Origin of the sequence: Rugamonas violacea, assembly GCF_016461825.1 — a bacterium.
In the GTDB taxonomy this organism is placed as follows: Bacteria; Pseudomonadota; Gammaproteobacteria; order Burkholderiales; family Burkholderiaceae_D; genus Rugamonas.
On the sequence record NZ_JAEMNU010000126.1, the window covers coordinates 12,439 to 28,254 of the forward strand.

The 15,816-nt window shown below is 66.9% G+C and carries 12 protein-coding genes; 10 read left to right on the top strand and 2 right to left on the bottom strand.

Annotation, left to right across the window (positions count from 1 at the left end; all coding sequences use genetic code 11):
* Positions 1-43 precede the first annotated feature (43 nt).
* Complete coding sequence (locus H7U20_RS24150; RefSeq protein WP_370593242.1) at positions 44-2,521, bottom strand: alkaline phosphatase D family protein; 2,478 nt, start codon at positions 2,519-2,521, stop codon at positions 44-46.
* Positions 2,522-2,759: 238 nt separating this feature from the next.
* On the opposite strand from H7U20_RS24150, the gene H7U20_RS24155 reads away from it, so the two are divergent.
* The 10 genes from H7U20_RS24155 to H7U20_RS24200 all read left to right on the top strand — a co-directional run bounded on the left by H7U20_RS24155 (position 2,760) and on the right by H7U20_RS24200 (position 14,092).
* Positions 2,760-3,485 (top strand): YebC/PmpR family DNA-binding transcriptional regulator, encoded by a 726-nt coding sequence (locus tag H7U20_RS24155; protein WP_199761693.1) that lies wholly within the window; start codon positions 2,760-2,762, stop codon positions 3,483-3,485.
* Between the two features lie 71 nt (positions 3,486-3,556).
* Positions 3,557-4,825 carry a phosphoribosylamine--glycine ligase gene (gene purD, locus H7U20_RS24160; RefSeq protein WP_199761694.1) on the top strand — a complete coding sequence of 423 codons (1,269 nt, stop codon included), beginning with the start codon at positions 3,557-3,559 and terminating at the stop codon, positions 4,823-4,825.
* Positions 4,826-5,067: 242 nt separating this feature from the next.
* Positions 5,068-5,985, top strand: coding sequence for an oxygen-dependent coproporphyrinogen oxidase (gene hemF / locus H7U20_RS24165; protein WP_199761695.1), 918 nt, complete (start codon positions 5,068-5,070; stop codon positions 5,983-5,985).
* A complete protein-coding gene (locus H7U20_RS24170) occupies positions 5,982-6,641 on the top strand; it encodes a nicotinate-nucleotide adenylyltransferase (RefSeq protein ID WP_370593243.1) in 660 nt (219 codons plus the stop codon). The genes hemF and H7U20_RS24170 overlap by 4 nt, the downstream gene beginning before the upstream one ends.
* Positions 6,642-7,328: a ribosome silencing factor gene (rsfS, locus tag H7U20_RS24175; protein WP_199761697.1), complete on the top strand. Its 687-nt coding sequence runs from the start codon at positions 6,642-6,644 to the stop codon at positions 7,326-7,328.
* Between the two features lie 6 nt (positions 7,329-7,334).
* A complete protein-coding gene (gene rlmH / locus H7U20_RS24180) occupies positions 7,335-7,805 on the top strand; it encodes a 23S rRNA (pseudouridine(1915)-N(3))-methyltransferase RlmH (RefSeq protein WP_199761698.1) in 471 nt (156 codons plus the stop codon).
* 179 nt (positions 7,806-7,984) lie between these two features.
* Positions 7,985-8,605, top strand: a complete 621-nt coding sequence (locus H7U20_RS24185; protein WP_199761699.1) for a Maf family protein — start codon at positions 7,985-7,987, stop codon at positions 8,603-8,605.
* A gap of 55 nt (positions 8,606-8,660) precedes the next feature.
* Positions 8,661-10,124 (top strand): ribonuclease G, encoded by a 1,464-nt coding sequence (gene rng / locus H7U20_RS24190; RefSeq protein WP_199761700.1) that lies wholly within the window; start codon positions 8,661-8,663, stop codon positions 10,122-10,124.
* A 159-nt stretch (positions 10,125-10,283) separates the two neighbouring features.
* Positions 10,284-12,212, top strand: a complete 1,929-nt coding sequence (locus H7U20_RS31000) for a LamG-like jellyroll fold domain-containing protein (RefSeq protein ID WP_199761701.1) — start codon at positions 10,284-10,286, stop codon at positions 12,210-12,212.
* A 131-nt stretch (positions 12,213-12,343) separates the two neighbouring features.
* Entirely contained in the window at positions 12,344-14,092 is a 1,749-nt protein-coding gene (locus H7U20_RS24200; protein WP_199761702.1) for a methyl-accepting chemotaxis protein, read from the top strand.
* A 257-nt stretch (positions 14,093-14,349) separates the two neighbouring features.
* Here the strand turns inward: H7U20_RS24200 and H7U20_RS24205 are convergent, their stop codons facing one another.
* Positions 14,350-15,645 carry an ROK family protein gene (locus H7U20_RS24205; protein WP_199761703.1) on the bottom strand — a complete coding sequence of 432 codons (1,296 nt, stop codon included), beginning with the start codon at positions 15,643-15,645 and terminating at the stop codon, positions 14,350-14,352.
* Positions 15,646-15,816 lie beyond the last annotated feature (171 nt).

The following is a 15,816-nucleotide window of genomic DNA, read 5'->3' on the forward strand; positions in this document are numbered from 1 at the left end:
ACCCCAGTCCTTGCCGCTGGGTTTTCTGCGACTAGCTGGCGCGCTAGGCGACGGTCACCGCCGCCTTGCCCGCTTCAACCGTGGCCGTGGTGACGCGCGCCACCACGGTGGCCGGGGCGTTGCCGCCGACCAGCTTGTTGACCTGCTTGAACTGCGCCACCAGCTTGCCCGGGGTCAGCGTGACCACGGTGTAGCCCTGGGCGTCGGTGTTCAGATGCTTGAGCCAAGGGTTGTTGCCCAGCGCGGCGAGCTGCTGCGCCAGACCCAGCAAGGTGACGCTGAAGGCGCTGTTGGCCTTCAGGCCGGCCAGCACGGCGGCCACGGTCGGATCGAGCTGAACCTCCGGCAAGCCGGCCGCGCCCAAGGCGCCGCGCAGCTGCACGCGGATCTGTTCGGCCAGCGTATCGACGGTCGGCGCCGCCTTGCCCATCGTGTAGTCGAGCAGGTTGAGCGGCAGGGTCAGCGTGCCCACGCCCGGCACCGGGATCGGCAGCGGGTAGGTGACCAGCGCGGCGATGTCGCCCAGGCCGTCGGCGGCCGACTTGATGTAGGTGTAGAAGGAGTCCGAGCTGATGCCGGCCGAAACCAGGTCGACCATCACCGGCGTGCCGCCGCCGGCGGCGTCGAAGTCGTCGTTGACGGTGCCGGCGAAGAAGGAGTGGATGTCGCCGGTCAGCGCCACCACGTTGCCGACGCTGTTGCTCTTCAGGTGGGCCAGCAGGTCCTTGCGTTCGGCGTTGAAGCCGTCCCACTGGTCGCAATTGAGCAGGAAGCGGGTGAAGAACGGCGCCAGCGCGGCCTGCTTGCCGGAGGCGGCGACGAACACCGAGGCGGCCTTGTTGGCCTGGATGTCCGGCTTGATCCAGCCGAAGGCGATGGTCTGGGCGGCGGCCGTGGCCTGCGCCTCGGCGCCCGTCGCGGCGGCGGCGGCGCCGAAGGTGGCGGCGGCGATGCCGGCCTGCGCGGCGCTCAGGCCGGCGCCGATTGCCGCCGCGGCGCGCGCGGTGGTGTTGGCGGCGGCGCCGGCGATGGCGCCGGCGGCGGCCTGCGCCACGGCGTTGCCGGCGCCGGCGGTGACGGCGGCGACCAGGGCGGCGGCCACCGGCACGTTGCCGCCGACGGCGGCGGCGGTCGTGCCGACCTTGCCGGCCAGGGTGGCGATCGAGTTCAACGCCAGCAGCGCGGCGACGGCGTCGGTGCCGTTCAGGCCCATGCGCAGCAGCGAAACCTCGTTGCCCCACAATTTCCAGGTGCTGGTGGCGGACTTCATCTTGTCCTTCCACCAGGCGCGCTGGGTGGTGCCGAGGATGCCGACGATGCTCAGCGGATCGGCGCCGATGCTGGCGCCGCCGGCCATCTTCTTCGCCTCGGCGCCGGCCAGCACGTCCTGCGGCACCAGATAGCGCGCGCCCAGGCTGCCCAGCGGCTTGCCGGTGGCCGGGTTGATCGCCGCTTCGGGGATGGCGTGGTCGGAGCGGTACAGGCGCTCGTCGGTCATCACCAGCTGCATCAGCTTACCGAACTGGAAGTCGCGGTAGATCTTGATGTTCTGGAAGCTGTCGCTGGCCGTGTCGAAGCTGACGTCGGCCGGCATGTATTCGAACCAGGCCTGGTTGGCGCTGCGCCGGCGCTGCGGCTGGTGCAGGTCGCTGCCGTCGGCGTTGAAGCTGCCCTCGTAGGTTTCGGCGTCCTGCCAGCAATCGTCGGAGAACTCGTGGTCGTCCCAGATGGCGATGAAGGCGAAGCGCTCGTGCACCGCCTGCAGGCGGCTGTCGGTACGGTATTTCTTGTACAGGTAGCGGTAGTCGGCCAGGGTGGTGGCGTAGCGCGCGCCGGACGTGCCGTTCTTGTAGGCGCCGTCGGGCAGCTTGAGCTTGTCGTGGCGGCCCTCCACGGCGCCGAGCTGGAAGTCCTCGCCGACCGTCTCGTAGATGTAGTCGCCCAGGTGGACGATGAAGTCGAGCTTCTCGGTGGCGGCGATGTTGCCCAGCGCGCCCCAGTGGTTGACGCTCCAGTCCTGGCAGGTCAGGTAGGCGAACTGCAGCTGGGCGACGTCGGCGTCGGCCGCCGGCGCGGTCTTGCAGCGGCCGACGTTGGAACGCACGTCGCCGGCGACGAACTGGTAGTAGTAGACGGTGTTGGCGGCCAGGCCGGTGACCTTGTGGCGCACCGTGTTGTCGAAGGCCGACTTGAGGGTCAGCGTGACGTCGACCACGGCCGTGCCGCTCAGCGCGGCGTTGCTGCCCAGCGCGGCGGCGTTGTCGGCGGCGGTGACCAGCAGACGCAGGCCGACGTCGGCGGCGCTGGGCGCCGGGCCGACCGGATCGGCGCCGGCCGGCAGCGCGCGGGTCCACAGCATGACGCTGTCGGCGCGCGGGTCGCCCGAGGCTATGCTCTGCGGGAAGGTCCAGTTGGCGCCAGCGGCCGGCGGCACGGCCGGGTCGGCCTGGGTGCTGCCGCCGCCGCAACCGGCCAGGCCGGTGCTGGCCGCCGACACGGTGATGAATCCGCTGTATTTCAAAAACTGCCTTCTGTCCATCTTGCTGTCTCCCGATGAAATGATATCAAAACCGCCAAAAGGCAATCCTAGCACCGCCAGATGACCGCTTGCCTACAAGAAATTGAAGGTTTCCTCTATTGGTGCGGCGCAGCGCGGCCGTTGCTGCGGCGCAGCGAAAGAGCCCGGCGGGCGCGGTTCCGCCCCTGCCGGTATGCTAAAATACCGGCCTCACCGACTCACCGCCGAAGGAAGATCGAACATGGCTGGACACAGCAAATGGGCCAATATCAAGCATAAAAAGGCCGCAACGGACGCTAAACGTGGAAAAATCTGGACGCGTCTGATCAAGGAGATCACCGTCGCCGCGCGCATGGGTGGCGGCGACGTCGCCACCAATCCGCGCCTGCGCCTGGCGGTCGAGAAGGCGGCCGACGCCAACATGCCGAAAGATAACGTGTCGCGCGCGGTCAACCGCGGCACCGGCGGCGAGGACGGCGCCGCCTACGAGGAGGTCCGCTACGAGGGCTACGGCATCGGCGGCGCGGCCATCATCGTCGACTGCATGACCGACAACCGGGTGCGCACGGTGGCCGAGGTGCGCCACGCCTTCAACAAGCACGGCGGCAACATGGGCGCGGAGAACTCGGTGTCCTTCATGTTCAAGCACTGCGGCCAGCTCCTCTTCGCCCCCGGCGTCAACGAGGACGCGCTGATGGAAGCGGCGCTCGAAGCGGGCGCCGAGGACGTGGTGGCCGACGACGAGGGCGGCTTCGAGGTGCTGTGCCCGCCGAACGACTTCGCCAACGTCAAGGACGCGCTCGACGCGGCCGGCTTCAAGGCCGAAGTGGCCGAGATCATCATGAAGCCCGCCACCGAAACCGTGTTCACCGGCGACGACGCCGTCAAGATGCAAAAACTGCTGGACGCCCTGGAAAACCTCGACGACGTGCAGGAAATTTATTCGAACGCGCTGATCGAAGACTGATCGGCGCCAGCTCCCCCGGACGGCGGCCGCGAGGCCGCCGTTTTCCGCTCTCCTTTTGAATGAACGGTCCTATGAAAATTTTGGTAGTCGGCTCCGGCGGCCGCGAACACGCGCTGGCATGGAAATTGGCGCAATCCGAGCGCATCCAGATGGTGTATGTCGCTCCAGGCAACGGCGGCACCGCGCGCGATTCGCGCCTGGTCAACGTCAACATCACCGACCTGCACGAGCTGGCCAACTTCGTCGAGCAGCAGAACATCGGCCTGACCGTGGTCGGCCCGGAAACCCCGCTGGCCGGCGGCATCGTCAACCTGTTCCGCGCCCGTGGCCTGAAGGTGTTCGGCCCGACCAAGGAAGCGGCGCAACTCGAATCGTCGAAGGACTTCGCCAAGGCCTTCATGCAGCGCCACGGCATTCCGACGGCGCGCTACCAGACCTTCTCCGAGGTCGCCCCGGCGCACGCCTTCATCGACGCGATGGGCGCGCCCATCGTCATCAAGGCCGACGGCCTGGCCGCCGGCAAGGGCGTGGTGGTGGCCATGTCGCTGGACGAGGCGCACCAGGCGGTCGACGACATGTTGGCCGACAACCGCTTCGGCGACGCCGGCGCCCGCATCGTCATCGAGGAATTCCTCGCCGGCGAGGAGGCCAGCTTCATCGTCATGTGCGACGGCAAAAACATCCTGCCGCTGGCCACCAGCCAGGACCACAAGCGCCTGAAGGACCACGACCAGGGACCGAACACCGGCGGCATGGGCGCCTACTCGCCGGCGCCGATCGTCACGCCGGCCATGCACGCCCGCGTGATGCGCGAGATCATCGACCCGACCATCGCCGGCATGGCCAAGGACGGCATCCCGTTCACCGGCTTCCTCTACGCCGGCCTGATGATCGACGACAAGGGCACGCCGCGCACGCTGGAGTTCAACTGCCGCATGGGCGATCCCGAAACGCAGCCGATCATGGCGCGCCTGAAGACCGACCTGCTGACGGTGATGGAGCACGCCGTCAACGGCACGCTCGACGCCGTCGAGCTGGAGTGGGACCGCCGCACCGCCGTCGGCGTGGTGCTGGCCGCCGCCGGCTATCCGGACGCGCCGCTGAAGGGCGCCGTGATCGACGGCATCCCGGCCGAAACGGCCGAGTCGGTCACCTTCCACGCCGGCACCGTCGAAGTCGACGGCCAGTTGCAGGTCAGCGGCGGCCGCGTGCTGTGCGTGGTCGGCCTGGGCGACAGCGTCAAGATGGCGCAGAAGCAGGCCTACGAGACGGTCGACCAGATCGGCTTCGAGGGCATGCAGTGCCGCCGCGACATCGGCTGGCGCGGCCTGAAGCACTGATCTAAAGAAACCCACAGGCGCAAACCTGGGGTCGGACCCCGCGGGTCCGACCCCGGCTCTTGGCCGCTGGGTGGTTTTCGGGGTCCTGCGTAGCCCACCTGGCAAGCGCCCGCCCGGCATGGGTCCCCGCCTGCGCGGGGACGACGGCGGAACAGCGCCGCTCGACGATGGCCCATTCGCTGCTATCACAAAAACGCGCAACAGGGTACAATCGATCCTTACTTTTTGTTTTGCGCCGCACAATGTCGTTTTTCCCCAATCCTCCCGCCGTCAAAGCCTATCTGCTTGAGCTGCAAACCCGTATCGTCCAGGCGCTTGAGTCGCTGGACGGCAAGGCGTTCCTGCGCGACGAGTGGGCGCGGCCGGAAGGCGGCGGCGGCGTCACCCGCCTGATCGAGGAAGGCAATGTGATCGAGCGCGGCGGCGTCAACTTCTCGCACGTGACCGGCCCGGCGCTGCCGCCGTCCGCCTCGGCGCACCGGCCCGAGCTGGCCGGCCGGCCGTGGGAGGCGATGGGCGTGTCGCTGGTGCTGCATCCGCGCAACCCGCACGCGCCGACGGTGCACATGAACGTGCGCTTCTTTTCCACCAGCACGGCCGACGGCACGCCGGTGTGCTGGTTCGGCGGCGGCATGGACCTGACCCCCTACTACGGCTACAGCGAGGACGCGACGCACTTCCACCGCGTCTGCCGCGACGCCCTGGCGCCGTTCGGCGACGAGCTGCATCCGCGCTACAAACAGTGGTGCGACGAGTACTTCTACCTGAAACACCGGCGCGAGGCGCGCGGCGTCGGCGGCATCTTCTTCGACGACTACAACGCCGCCGGCTTCGAAGCCAGCTTCGCCATGGTGCGCAGCGTCGGCGACGGTTTCCTCGACGCCTACCTGCCCTTGCTGGCGCGCCGCAAGGACACGCCCTACGGCGAACGCGAACGCGACTTCCAGGCCTACCGGCGCGGCCGCTATGTCGAGTTCAACCTGATCTTCGACCGCGGCACCTTGTTCGGCCTGCAGTCGGGCGCCGGCCGCACCGAGGCGATCATGATGTCGATGCCGCCCGTCGTCAAATGGCGCTACGACTGGCAACCGGAGGACGGCACGCCCGAGGCGGCGCTGTACACCGACTTCCTGCCGCCGCGCGACTGGCTGGCCACGTGAGGCCATGCGTCGTGCTGCTGGGAGGCAGTTTCGATCCGGTCCACAACGCCCATGTCAGCCTCGGCGCCCACTTCGCGGCACTGCTGCGGGCGACCCAGCTGCGGGTGATTCCGGTCGGCCGCCAATGGCAGAAAAACAGCCTGCGGGCGACACCGGAACAACGCGCCGAGATGGCCCGCCTGGCCTTCGCCGGACTGGCCGTGCCGGTGCTGATCGACACGCGGGAAATCGAACGCGGCGCCAACGGCCAACCCAGCTACACCATCGACACGCTGCGTCAGCTGCGCGCCGAACTGGGGCCGGAAGCCTCGCTGGTGTTCGTCATCGGCGCCGACCAGCTGCAACGGCTCGACACTTGGCACGACTGGCGCCAGCTGTTCGACTACGCGCACGTCTGCGTCGCCACCCGGTCCGGTTTCGCGTTGGCCGAGGCGGGCCTGCCGGCCGCCGTCGCCAGCGAGTTTTCCGCCCGACTAAATAGTATTGAACAAATCCGCAACACGCCGCACGGTCTGACTTATCTGGCACAGGACTTCGCGGTGGATATCTCCGCCACCCAAATACGTGCGGCATTACAACGGGGGGATAAGGCAAACTCGCTTATCGCGCCGCTAGTGCTAGACTATATTGAACAACATAATCTATACAAAAGCTAAATGGACATCAAAAAACTGCAAACCCTCGTCGTTGACGCCCTCGAAGACGTCAAAGCACAAGACATCGTCGTATTCGACACCGTTCACCTGACCAGCCTGTTCGACCGGATCGCCATCGCCTCCGGCACCTCGAACCGCCAGACCAAGGCGCTGGCCGCCTCCGTACGCGACAAGATCAAGGCCGCCGGCGGCGACGTCTACGGCATCGAAGGCGAAGACACCGGCGAATGGGTGCTGGTCGACCTGGGCGACATGATCGTCCACATCATGCAAGCGCCAATCCGCGCCTACTACCGCCTGGAAGAAATCTGGGGCGACAAGCCGGTCAAGCTGGGCGCCGCCAAGCGCGTCAAAAAAGCCGAGGGCGACGACGAACCGAAGAAGACCAGCGGCCACTTGGCGGCGTCGAAAACGGCCGTCTCGGCCAGCCCGGTGATCGAGAAGAAAGAGAAGAAAGCGCCGGCCAAAAAAGCCGCCGCCACCAGCGCCGCCAAAAAGCCGGCCGCCAAGAAAGCCGCCACCCCGGTGGGCAAGGTCGTCAAGGTCGCCTCGACCAAGAGCGCCACCGCCGCGGCGGCCGCACTGAAGGCGCTGCCACCGAAACCGAAAGCGCCGAAGGCGCCGAAAGTGGCCGCCGAAGCGCCGGCCAAGACGGTCATCAAGCGCATCAAAAAAGTCGCCGAGTAAGGCTCGATGCAGCTCCTTATCGTCGCGGTCGGCCACAAAATGCCGGCCTGGATAGAGACGGGCTTCGCCGAGTATGCCAAGCGCATGCCGCCGGAACTACGCATCGTGCTGAAGGAAATCAAGCCGGTCGAGCGTTCCGGCAGCAAGACCGCCGCCACCGCGATGGCGCTCGAACGTGAGCGCATCGAGGCGGCGCTGCCCAAGTCGGTGCGCATCATCGCGCTCGACGAGCGCGGCAAGGATCTGACCTCGGTCGGCCTGTCGCAGCAGCTCGAAGCGTGGCAGCAGGACGGCCGCGACACGGCCTTCCTGATCGGCGGCGCCGACGGCCTCGACCCCGAGCTGAAGGCCCGCGCCGAAGGCTTGATCCGCATCTCCAGCATGACCCTGCCGCACGGCGTGGTGCGGGTGGTGCTCGCCGAGCAGCTCTACCGCGCCTGGTCGATCACCCAGAACCACCCCTACCACCGCGTCTGAAACATGCGCCGTCCAGCCGAGGCGCCGACGGCGCCGGCAAACCCCGGCGGCAAAGAGCCGGGGACGGACCCCACGGGGTCCGTCCCCAGATCCACGCCGCCGGGGTTTCTCCGCTACACAGGTGCACCTTCGCCCCGGCGCGACTTGCCCTGGCGGCAACTAGGCACTACACTTCAACGATGAAACCCTTCGACAAGACGATCTACCTCGCCTCCAAAAGTCCGCGCCGGCGTGAACTACTGCGCCAGATCGGCATCGATTTCGAACTCCTGCTGCTGCGCAGCGACGGCCCGCGCGGCGCCGACGTCACCGAAGAGGTGCTGGCCGCCGAGGCGCCGCTGGCGTACGTCGAGCGGGTCGCCCGCGAGAAGGCCGCCTTCGCCTGGAACCTGGTGCAGCGCCGCCATCTGCGGCCGCGCCCGGTCCTCACCGCCGACACCACCGTCACCATCGACGGCACTATCCTCGGCAAGCCGGCCGACCGCGCCGAGGCCGTCGCCATGCTCGAACAGCTGTCCGGCCGCACCCACCAGGTGCTGACCGCCATCGCCGTCCACCACGCCGACTTCAGCGGCCAGATCACGCAGGTCTCCAACGTCCGCTTCGGCGTGCTGTCGGCGGCCGCCATCGCCGCCTACTGCGCCGGCCAGGAACCCTACGACAAGGCCGGCGGCTACGGCATCCAGGGTCCCGCCGCCAGCTTCATCGAGCACATCGAAGGCAGCCATTCCGGCATCATGGGCCTGCCGCTGTACGAAACGGCCCAGTTGCTGCGCCAAGCAGGTTTGCCATTGCCATAAGCCCGTGTATGATCGTCGTTCGCCTCCCCCACCCACCAGCAGGCAAACGAGACACATGAACGAAGACATACTGATCAACATCACCCCGCAGGAAACCCGGGTCGCCCTCATCATGCAGGGCGCCGTGCAGGAACTCCACATCGAGCGCACCTTGACGCGCGGCCTGGCCGGCAACGTCTACTCCGGCAAGGTGGTGCGCGTGCTGCCCGGCATGCAGTCGGCCTTCATCGACATCGGCCTGGAGCGCGCCGCCTTCCTGCACGTCGCCGACATATGGGAAGCCCGCCCGCACGACGGCCAGAACGCCGCCCCCACGCCGATCGAGAAGATCCTGTTCGACGGCCAGGTGCTGACGGTGCAGGTGATCAAGGACCCGATCGGCACCAAGGGCGCGCGCCTGTCGACGCAGATCTCGATCGCCGGCCGCATGCTGGTCTATTTGCCGCAGGATTCGCACATCGGCATCTCGCAGAAGATCGAGAAGGAGTCCGACCGCGAGGCGCTGCGCACGCGCCTGCAAAGCCTGCTGCCGGCCGACGAGAAGGGCGGCTACATCGTGCGCACCCAGGCCGAAGACGCCTCCGACTCGGACATCGGCGCCGACGTCGAATACCTGCGCAAGACCTGGGCGGCGATCGGCGACGGCGCCCGCACCAAGCCGGCCACCACCCTGCTGCACCAGGATCTGAGCCTGGCCCAGCGCGTGCTGCGCGACTTCGTCCACGAGGAGACGGCGAGCATCCAGGTCGACTCGCGCGAGAACTTCATCAACCTGTCCGAATTCGCCAAGACCTACACGCCGAGCGTGCTGCCGCGCCTGCAGCACTACACCGGCGAGCGGCCGCTGTTCGACCTGTACGGCGTCGAGGAGGAAATCCTGCGCGCGCTGGGCCGGCGCGTCGACCTCAAATCGGGCGGCTACCTGATCGTCGACCAGACCGAGGCGATGACCACCATCGACGTCAACACCGGCGGTTTCGTCGGCGGACGCAACTTCGCCGACACCATCTTCAAGACCAACCTGGAGGCGGCCCACGCCATCGCCCGCCAGCTGCGCCTGCGCAACCTGGGCGGCATCATCATCCTCGACTTCATCGACATGGACAACGCCGAGCACCGCAACGCCGTGCTCACCGAGTTGAAGAAGACGCTGTCGCGCGACCGCACCAAGGTCTCGGTGAGCAGCTTCTCGGCGCTGGGTCTGGTCGAGATGACGCGCAAGCGCACCCGCGAGTCGCTCGCCCACATCCTGTGCGAGCCCTGCCCGGCCTGCGCCGGCAAGGGCCAAGTGAAGACCTCGCGCACCATTTGCTACGAGATCCTGCGCGAGCTGCTGCGCGAAGCCAAGCAGTTCAATCCGCGCGAGTTCCGCATCCTCGCCTCGCAGGAGGTGGTCGACATGTTCCTGGAAGAGGAGTCGCAGCATCTGGCCATGCTGGGCGACTTCATCGGCAAGAAGATCTCGCTGCAGGTCGAGACCGCCTATCATCAGGAACAGTACGACGTCATCCTGATGTAGTCCGGCGCCGTGGCGCCGGTCAACCGGGATATCCGGCCGCGTTCAACGCGGCCATTTTTTTGCCTGCCGCGCGCCAAGATACATACATTTGAAATAAAAATTGCATATACTTCAATATGAAAAAATAGAAATATTTCAATCAATTCAAGGAAGCCATCCGTGCCATACATCAAAGTCATCAATGGAGTCATGCAGGAATTCGACGGCCAGCACTTGAACACGGGCCGCGTCGCATCGATCGGACTGAACGCCTACAGCCATCTGGAAACCCTGAATTGGGGCCAGATTCCGGCCGCCAGCATTCAAGCCGGCCATGCCAACTACCCGGCCTATCCGGACGACTTCCGCTTCCTGCGCCAGCAAGGATTCAAATATGTGCAAGTGATGCTGGCCCCGTTCAACGGTCTGAAGGGCTACTTCAACTGGGGCCGTGTGGTGGGCCAGCCGGACTTCAATGCCGACAACACCGTGCGCAACCTGAACATCAATTCGACTTACTGGAGCCTGCTGCAAGCCTATCTCGATTGCGCCCGACAGAACGATATCGGCGTCATCGCCTGCCCTTTCTGGAACGTGCAGGCGATTCCGGCGCTGGTTGGCGAAACGAATGTCGCATTGACGGATGCGTACTCCAAAAGCCGCAATTACCTGCGCGCATTCAGCGCCGCCTTCACCGCGCGCTTGGCCAACCATACCGGCATCGCGGCCTGGATGGCGAATCAGGAAATCCTCAATGTGCGCCTGAATGCCGACGCAGATGGCAAGGGCGGCACGCCGCTGCCCACCATCCATGCGGCGGACATGATCAGAGAAGTCGCCGTACAGATCCGCAACCATGACCCCTTGGGCCGCATGATTTCATCCGGCAACGCCGGCATCCCCCACACCGCGCCGCGCCAGCCGGATTTCTACCTGGACAAGTACCTGAGCGACACCCTGCTGGACCTCAATCCCGATCCGGTCGACTGTCTGTGCCAGAACCTGTTTCTGGACAATGAATACGTCAGCAGCGCGCAAGAAGCTGGCGACTTGCGGGCGGACTACTCCAGTTGCTCGCTGGGCTACCTGAAAGTCATGCAAAAGGTCGCCGGCGAGCTCAAGAAACCCTTCTTTATCGGCAGTTTCGGCCTCAGCACCCGGCAGGAAAGACTCCTCCCCCATCCCCAGGAGGACTTGCGCGCCCTGCTGCGCAACATGGCCCGCACCGGCGTACAACTCGCTGCCCACTGGGCATGGAATTGCGCCGCGACCATGACCGAAACAGCGAAACAGGATGGCTGGAACATCCTGCAAACGGCGACCGGCCAGAATGCAGCGCGCGCCGAAGTGTTCGACGTATTGAAGGCCGAGCTGCCCAATTTTGCGTCGACCGTGGCAGACGATCTGATACAGCGTAGCAAGAAACCCTTCCATTCAACCGTGCTCAATTTTGAAGTCAGCCAGGCGCAAGGCCGCTATCTCACCATTCCCCACCGTGATGTGTACAACAGCCGGGACATGTCGCTGTCGTTCACCATACGCCAAGTGAAATATACCCAGCAAAGCTATCAATCGTTCATCCAACATCGCAATGCAACCCAAGGTTGGAACGTCTTGCAGCAAGCCTGCATGAGCTATATGTCGATCGCCAGCACCAGCGGCCAAAGCAGCAACAGCGGCCACGGCGCGCCAAGCGACGTGCTGAACGAATGGGTGCGCTGCACCTACACCGTCGGGGCGAATGGCTGTATCTCGCTGTATGTCGACGACTTCCTGATGTACCAGGCGCAAGGAGCAAACCCGCCACCGTTTTCCAACCAGGTGGTGCCGGGCAACGCCATCATGGTGGGACGCGAAAAGAGTTACACCGCCGGGGCGTCGCGGGAAATCGATTCCATATGGCAGATGTCGGACATCATTCTGTACAACCGCGTGCTGACGCCGAACGAGGTCTTTGAATATGGCACCAGCTCCTTGCCAGCCAAAGACCCGGTTGGGCACTGGACGCTGAACGGCACGTCGAAGGACGCTTCGGTGAACCAAAACGACGCCACGCGGGCGCCGGGCAACGAGCCGGCGTTCATCGAATATGCCAGACTTGGCCCTTAAATAGCCGCAATGTGAAATGTGGTTCCATCGCAACGCAACAATCCGTGAATTTGTTGGGGGCTGAAAATGCTAAAGTCGTTGGGTTGATCTCGATCAACCCAGCTTTCAACCCGCAATCAAGGAGTCACGGCATGCGCTTCTCCGACCTGGGCATCCGCCCCAAACTCTACCTCGGTTTCGGCGCTGTTGTCGCCATCATGGTCGCCCTGATGGCCAGCGCCTATCTCAACTTCAGCAGCCTGTCGCAGGCCAACGGCTGGAACATCCACACCTACCAGGTGATGGCCGAGGCGCAGGCGGTGCACGAGAGCCTGCTCAACATCGAGACGGCCGAGCGCGCCTATGCCCTGACCGGCGACGAGAGCGCGCTGGCGCCCTACAAACAGGCCCAGGCCGACTTCCGCGCCCACTACGACAAGACGCGCGCGCTGACGGCCGACAATCCGACCCAGCAGGACCGTTTGCGGCGGCTGGAACAGACCCAAGGCGAGTGGCTGACTCAGGCGATCGAGCCGGTGCTGACGCTGCGCCGCCAGGCCGGCGACAGCGCCAGCCTCGAACGGGTGCTCGACTTCGTCAAGGCCGGCAGGGGCCGCGCCGGCATGGAGAAGATGCGCGCCCTGCTCGATCAGATCAGCCAGGCCGAGGAGGGCCTGCTGGCGGTGCGCGCCAAGCAGGCCGATGCGTTGCACGGGCGCACCGCCAACACCATGCTGTTCGGCGGCGTCGCCGCCTTGGCGCTGGCCGCGGTGCTGGCCTGGATGTTAAGCGGCAACATCGTCACCCCCTTGGCGAACGCCGTGCACATCGCCCAGACCGTCGCCGGCGGCGACCTGAGCAGCCACATCGAGGCCCACTCGCGCGACGAGACGGGCCAGCTGCTGACCGCGCTGGGGGCGATGAACAGCAGCCTGGTGGGCATCGTCGGCGAGGTGCGCCGCGGCACCGACACCATCGCCACCGCCTCGGCCGAGATCGCGCGCGGCAACGCCGACCTGTCCTCGCGCACCGAGCAGCAGGCCAGTTCGCTGGAGGAGACCGCCTCGTCGATGGAGCAGCTGACCGGCACCGTCAAGCAGAACGCCGACAACGCGCGCCAGGCCAACACGCTGGCGGCGTCGGCCTCGGCGGTGGCGCTGCGCGGCGGCGACGTGGTGGCCCAGGTGGTCGAGACGATGAGCTCGATCAACGCCTCGTCGAAGAACATCGCCGACATCATCGGCGTGATCGACGGCATCGCCTTCCAGACGAATATTCTGGCGCTCAACGCGGCGGTCGAGGCGGCCAGGGCCGGCGAGCAGGGGCGCGGCTTCGCCGTTGTCGCCACCGAGGTGCGCAACCTGGCGCAGCGCTCGGCGGCGGCGGCCAAGGAGATCAAGGAGTTGATCGGCGACTCGGTCGACAAGGTCGAGGCCGGCAGCAGATTGGTCGAGCAGGCCGGCACGACGATGACCGAGATCGTCGACAGCGTGCGCCGCGTCACCGACATCATGCAGGAGATCTCCTCGGCCAGCGCCGAGCAGATCGCCGGCATCGAGCAGATCAGCCATGCGATCAGCCAGATGGACACGGTGACCCAGCAAAACGCCGCGCTGGTCGAACAGGCCGCCGCCGCCGCCGAGGCGCTGCAGGATCAGGCCGCCAACCAGGCGCAGGTGGTCAGCGTGTTCCGCCTCGACCAGTCGGCCGGGGTGGCCGCCCTGGCCGCGCCGGTGCGCCGCGCCGCCATCCCGTCCGCCCCGGCGCGGACGGCGGCGCCGGTGGCCCGGTTGGCGCTGGCGCGCAAGGCGCCGCCACCACGCGCCGCCGCGCCGGCGCCGGCGCCGACCCGTGTCGCGCCGACCAAAAAAGTCAGCAACGAGGAGTGGGAGGAGTTCTGAGCGGGACGGCCGCCGCCGGCGCGTTCCGGCGACCACCGCCGCCCGCGCAGCTCGGCTGTTTAGGCCACTTCGCATAGCCCCCAATTCGTCGTTCCCGCGCCAGCGGGAACCCATGCCGCGCCAGGCAGAGTGCGGCATATGGGGAGGACGCAGGCGGGGCATGGCGAGAACTCATGCGCCGCATGAGTTCTCGCCCGCGCGGCGCCCCACCGATGCGGAACGACGGCTTCTTAGCGCTTCCCTATTCCGCGCTGAATTCACACGTCGAGTTTGAGGAACACCTCGGGATCGGGCGCGAAGTTGACATACAGCGGCAGCAAGGCGCCGCCCAGCGCGCGCGCGTCGGCGCCGATGGTGCCGGCCAGCACCTGCGGGCAGCGCGCGCCCTCCCAGTTGTAGCGGCGCAGCGCCAGCGTCACCGCGTCGAGCAACAGCTCAAGCAGGGCGCGGCTACAGGAGCCGTCGACGATGGCGCCGTCCAGGTCGAGCAGGCAGTTGGCACTGGCCAGCGCCATCGCGATGGCGCCGCCGCCCTGCTCCGCCCAGAGCGCGCTGTGTGCCTTCCAGGGTGCCTGCATGGCGCGCTCGTCGGTGGCGGCGGTGGGGTCGAGGCCGGCCTGGGTGTAGCGCTGCTCCAGCCCGAGCAGCGAGGCCACGCTGAGCAGCTGCGCCGGCGGCGCGGCGCCACCGGCGCCACCACCTGCTCCTCCTCCTCCTCCACCACCACCGTCGCCCGCGCCCGCCACGCCCAGCGGCAGCGAGCCGACCGCGCCGGCGTTGCCGTGCAGGCCGGCGTAGAGCTGGCTGTCGAGCACCAGGCCGCCGCCGATGAAGGTGTCGACGAACAGATAGAGGAAACTCTTGACGCTGCGCCCGCGTCCCGCCACCAACTCGGCGACGCAGGCCGCCGCCGTGTCCTTGGCGAAGCGCACCGGCAGGCCGGTGTCGGCGGCGATGCGGGCGGCGATGTCCTGCCGCTCCCAGCAGCCGGCCTGGCCCGGCGGCGTGCCCATCAGCGCGTGCCAGCGGTCCAGTTGCAGCGGCGCGGCCACGCCGACCCCCTGCAGACGGGCGCGCAACGGCGCCGGCAGCGCACCGCGCATGCGCGCCACCTCGGCGGCGATGGCGGGGAACACCACCTCCTGCTCGGGGAAGCGGTAGGCCAGCGAGGCGCGCTGGCGCACCACGCCGGTGAAGTCGATCAGCAGCACGTCGAGGCGGCGGCGGCCGATGTTGACGCCGAACGAGAAGGCGCCGTCCGGGTTGAGGGCGATCGGCACCGAGGGCTGGCCGATCTTGCCGCGCAGCGGGGCGTGCTTGTGCACCAGCGCGTCCTGTTCAAGGCGGGCGACGATCAGCGCCACCGTCTGCGTGCTCAGCGCGGTCAGCCGCGCCAGCTCGGCCTTGGGCAGCGCGCCGTGCAGGCGCATCGCCTGCAGCAGCACGCGCTCGTTGAACTGGCGCAGGCCGGTCTGGTTGGAGCCGCGCGGACGCAGATGGTCGGCCGCGCCCGCTTCGGGGTCGGCTCCGGCCGATGGTGGTGTGTGCTGCATGTGTCCTGCTCCCGGGCCGCGCGTGGCGCGCCCCTGTGTGATGGTTGCAATAAAGGCTGCAACAAAAGCGCGAGTCTGCACCATCGCGCCGGCCTTGGCAACCTGTTCAGTTTCGCTGCCGGCGGCCAAAAAAACCACCCAAAGGCGGAGAGCCGGGGTCGGACCCCTCGG

What these genes read in the sequence shown, in the direction of transcription:
- H7U20_RS24155 (WP_199761693.1), top strand. Translation starts at nt 2,760, where the DNA reads ATGGCTGGACACAGCAAATGGGCCAATATCAAGCATAAAAAGGCCGCA.
- H7U20_RS24205 (WP_199761703.1), bottom strand. Translation starts at nt 15,645, where the DNA reads ATGCAGCACACACCACCATCGGCCGGAGCCGACCCCGAAGCGGGCGCG.
- purD (WP_199761694.1), top strand. Translation starts at nt 3,557, where the DNA reads ATGAAAATTTTGGTAGTCGGCTCCGGCGGCCGCGAACACGCGCTGGCA.
- rng (WP_199761700.1), top strand. Translation starts at nt 8,661, where the DNA reads ATGAACGAAGACATACTGATCAACATCACCCCGCAGGAAACCCGGGTC.
- rlmH (WP_199761698.1), top strand. Translation starts at nt 7,335, where the DNA reads ATGCAGCTCCTTATCGTCGCGGTCGGCCACAAAATGCCGGCCTGGATA.
- hemF (WP_199761695.1), top strand. Translation starts at nt 5,068, where the DNA reads ATGTCGTTTTTCCCCAATCCTCCCGCCGTCAAAGCCTATCTGCTTGAG.
- rsfS (WP_199761697.1), top strand. Translation starts at nt 6,642, where the DNA reads ATGGACATCAAAAAACTGCAAACCCTCGTCGTTGACGCCCTCGAAGAC.
- H7U20_RS24200 (WP_199761702.1), top strand. Translation starts at nt 12,344, where the DNA reads ATGCGCTTCTCCGACCTGGGCATCCGCCCCAAACTCTACCTCGGTTTC.
- H7U20_RS24185 (WP_199761699.1), top strand. Translation starts at nt 7,985, where the DNA reads ATGAAACCCTTCGACAAGACGATCTACCTCGCCTCCAAAAGTCCGCGC.